This window comes from Emticicia sp. TH156 (assembly GCF_002855535.1).
Lineage (GTDB): Bacteria > Bacteroidota > Bacteroidia > Cytophagales > Spirosomataceae > Emticicia > Emticicia fluvialis.
In genome coordinates this window covers 1-4,550 of record NZ_PKRS01000027.1, presented here as the reverse complement: position 1 = coordinate 4,550, position 4,550 = coordinate 1, and the positions used below count along the sequence as shown (strand labels likewise).

The window sequence follows — 4,550 nt, the reverse complement described above, 5'->3', positions numbered from 1 at the left end:
TTTTGAAGAATTGTACTACCAAAAAATAGGTTCAAAAAGTAAATATTTGTCTTTTAATAATTCGCAAAAAGTGTAAACTAAAAATGAACCACGTCAATCTGAGCTAAAAGAGAAACTATAAGCCCTGTCATATCTAATGAAAAGAAACAAAGCTGAATATTTTCTGGCTTAAAGATAATAATCTAATCGATTTAGATAACCCTCCTGCCGAAAGTACTGATTGGTGATATTATCAAGAATATCGAAAGTACTTAAACCTATTTTAGAACCATTAAGGATTCATTGAACTACAAGACGTCTTGCATGAATGATTTTTTAAACGATAGTATTTTTAATGTCGATTGTGATTTATTGTTAATCCCGATTTCAACAGTTGGTACCATTTCTAATTCTTTTAGGAGAGGTTTAGAGGACTTAGATATCGCAACAAATCTTTGGGAATATAAAGATTATGAACTTGGTGATATTAGAATTTTACCTAAAAAATCAAAAGGTAAATTCATAGCCTTTGTTTGTACAGTCGATGGAGATGAAGGTGCTTATTATTCAATCAGGTTGATAGGAAAAAGACTTGCAGAAAAAGTAACTGAGTTAAAAGTTATTAGAGAAATAGCTAGTCCATTACTAGGAACAGGAGCAGGTAAGCTTCAACCACGTCTAAGTCTCAATATCATGCGTTCTGCATTCTATGAAAACAAAAATGTAGAAGGTATTCGGTTAACTTTTTGCACTCCCGACAAAGATATACTTTATTCTGTTATAGATCATACATTAGACATAAACACACCCAGTGGGCAATTAGTTATTGAGGCCGAAATTCCTAATATTTATAACAATGAACTAATAAAAAGAATTCGGGATGATAAAGAGTTTTACTATGAATTAGCTGAAAGAAAATTTAATGAATTCATCCAACATGAATTGCCCAAAGATTTTTATAAGCGATTGGAGAATGAATTTAAGTCTTCAGGAATTACTTTTAAAGAATTCATCAATTCTGATTTATCTAAAGAACAACGGAAATTCACATTACTCTGTGGAGAGTTAATCGCTTACCTCGATTTTAATGCATACCGCAAAAATATCTGGAATAGATATCCAGATAAACGCGTATTAGCTAAATCTGCTGTCCTTCAAAAGGATTGGTTTCTGAATTTGATCAAATTTAAATTGACCAATAATCTTAGCTTTCTGAGTCCAAGTATCAGAAATGCATTTGCATATTTAAAATCCCCCAGTCATAACCTCACAATGCTTTCTGAAAACCATAGAAAGAAAGTTTTCGAGAGTATTTTTCCTAATAGAATTTTTAATGACGGGTTCGAAGAAACTGTACTGAGTTTTTTTAGAAGATTAGGAATAAAAACCCAAAAACCTGAAAATTTTGGTGCCCTTTGTAGTTGTATTCTTTATTTACCATTTGTCAGATCTATTTGGGATGAGAGCATTTCAAAGAATCATTTTTTTGAAGATAAACTAAGGTATACAGATTTATCTATGGCAAGTTTTCTAATTGAGCAATGTTTAAGAACCAATTCAAAAACATTGGATCTAGGTAATTGTGGGTTAAGAAATCTGGAGATAATACCTGAACTTTTCGAATGTACACACATAGAGGAATTGATTTTAAGTAATGAATGGGCTGAATATGAAAATGGGAAATGGAGGAAGTTAACCAGTAAAAACAAAGGAGATAGAAATAGTATTCAATCATTGCCGGAATCAATGAATGAATTGTCCGAACTCAAAATCTTAATTTGTGGAGGAGATTGGAATGATTATAGTAAGAAAGAATGGAATAGATGGGGTATTACTTCTCTTACCTCTGTTTCTAAACTAAAAAAGCTTGAATATTTAAACCTAAGTAACAATGAGTTGACCAATATAATAGGTTTAAAGAAATTAAAGTCACTAAAAATCGTTCACCTAAATAATAATAACATTTCGAAGGTTGAAGCTTTAGAAGAGCTGAATAATCTTAAAGAGCTATATCTTAGTAATAATAAGATTAAAGATGTACATTTTATTAGTGGATTAGATAGTATTGAGACAATAGACTTACACAACAATATTATAAGAGATTTAAGGCCGATCATAAGAATCATTCAGAATATTGGGATTAGTAATGATAAATGGAAAAAAAACACATTAAATATAGCGAAGAACCCTTTGGAGTTGCCGCCAATGGAAATCGTGACCTTAGGGAAAGAAGCGGTTCTAGGAATACTTGATGATATTGAGAAAAGAGGTCGCTACATTAATAAAGATATTAAGGTAATTCTGGCAGGCAATAGTGAGGTTGGTAAATCTACTTTGGTAAAATACTTGGATAAAGAAAATGGTCTTAAAGATGAGCATCTTCCGACTCTTTGGATGGATGAAAAGGTTATAAAAAGTAAGTATTTGGTTAATACCATTGGAGAAGAATGTTTGTTACACATTTTTGATTTTGGTGGACACGACTATTATCACGACACTCATCATTTATTTTACAGTACCAATACAATTTATCTACTGTTGTGGGATAAAGAAACTGATAATTTAAATACAAGAAAAATTACCCAGAGAACAAGAGAAAATTTAGAAATAGAAGTTGAAACACAAGATTATCCGATAAGATATTGGTTGGATTCTGTAAAGTTCTATACCAAGGATGTTGAAGCAGATAATTTTGAATTTGAAATTAGAAGGGATGTTACTTACGACAGTCCACTACTCTTAATTCAGAATAAGGTTGACAATGCTTCTAAAATTGTATTTCAAGAAAATAAAACTCTCAAAAATGACTATTCATTTATTTATGACATAATTAATATTTCCATTAAGCCCAAAAGAAATTTAGATCATTTTGATAGTTTGTTTTTGGAAATGCTTAATAAGATGAATATTATTGGAGCTGTTCTTCCTAAGTTTTATGAGACAATAAAAAATAGTCTAAATTCCTATGAAGGAGAGCCAGTGCAAACGTTTACTGAATTTATGAGTTATTGCAATAGAATAATTAAAAACCCTATTGATGATTCTCAAGCTAAAAGATTGGTTAAATATTTGGAGCAAGTAGGGCTTGTATTATGTACGAGTAAAGACACTGAAGAGAAAATATATGTAGATAAGAAATGGGTTATCGAGAATATGCATAAAGTTCTTGAAAAACTTGTGGATAGAAAAGGAGAATTTAAAAGAGATTATGTTGCAAAAATCCTTGGGACAGATGATAATAAAGTTGATGATCTATTATTAATGATGAAGGAATTCAAGATAATTTTCAATAACCCGTATTCAGATGTATATATAGCACCACTCTATTTACCTAAAATTCCTGATGGAAAAATTAAACTGTTTCTTAATGAAGGTCAGATTACATATCGAAGATTTGAATTCAAAGGATTCATTCATAAAAATGTTATTTTAAGTATTTTTCAGAAATTTGGAACTCAATTTTCTTCTGATAAGAATAAAGATATATTTTATTACTGGAAAGATGGATTGATAATAAAAAATCCAAATACAGAAGAAATTATAATGATAAGATTTCATCTTGGTAATGAAGATGGAAAGGCATGTATTGATATTTATGATTTATCAAAAAAGGGAAAACCTCTATTCAGAGATGAAGTACTTAAGTTCATTAGGGATGTTAATCAAGGCTATGAATTAGAGGAAATGGTTACATTAGATGGGGTAGATTATATATCAAAAGAACTGCTTGAGAATTATGCAGAAATAGGAAAGCATGTCTTTTCTGAGAAGAAGTTGTCAGAGCCTTTGAAATCAGAAAAACAAAAACTTTTTAAGTTAAAAGATTATATGGAATTTATTGAAACCCCTGTAAAAAAGAAAAAAGTGGTAATATCATACTCTAAAAAAGATCTGACTCAAATACACACACTTAGAAGATATTTACAACCATTGATAGATGCAGAACTTATAGAACAACCTTGGTATTGTACCAGTTTAAATCCCGGTGATGATTGGGATACGAAGATTAAGCATAAATTTCAGGAAGCTGATATTGTATTTTTTATGATTAGTGAATATTTCTATAGCACGAAATACATTATTGAACATGAAGTAAAAAATGCGATTGATCGATATGACAATGGAGAAAATATAAAAATCGTACCTGTGATTTTAGAATTTTATGACTGGGGTAGAAAGGAGCCTTATAATCTTCAACGTTTTTCAGCTTTGCCATATCAAGCGAAACCGATTAGTGATTTTAATAACCCCAAAATGGCATGGAGAACGATTACTGAATCGGTAAAAATGATGATTGAGAAGGATCTGGATCCGGGGAAAATTGAGATTATAGGACGAGATCTCGAAGAGATATATGAAAGACAAGTTAAAGGAAAGTTAGACAATAACTCCATTTAAAGAATATCAAGGATTTTCAAAATGGCTAAGCTCTACCAAATCGTAGAGAACCTATTGACCGCTCTAAAATAATTATATAGGCCATCCTTGATAATTGCATCAAAAAGATGAGATGCTTAGGAAATCCAGTCTGTAAAAGATTGGATTTTCTATTTTCAGGTATCGTAGTCTTT

General features: G+C 30.6%; 1 protein-coding gene. It reads left to right on the top strand.

Features of this window, described 5'->3' with window-relative positions; all coding sequences use genetic code 11:
* Nucleotides 1–303 precede the first annotated feature (303 nt).
* Nucleotides 304–4,377, top strand: coding sequence for a COR domain-containing protein (locus tag C0V77_RS22720; RefSeq protein WP_101728686.1), 4,074 nt, complete (start codon nt 304–306; stop codon nt 4,375–4,377).
* Nucleotides 4,378–4,550 lie beyond the last annotated feature (173 nt).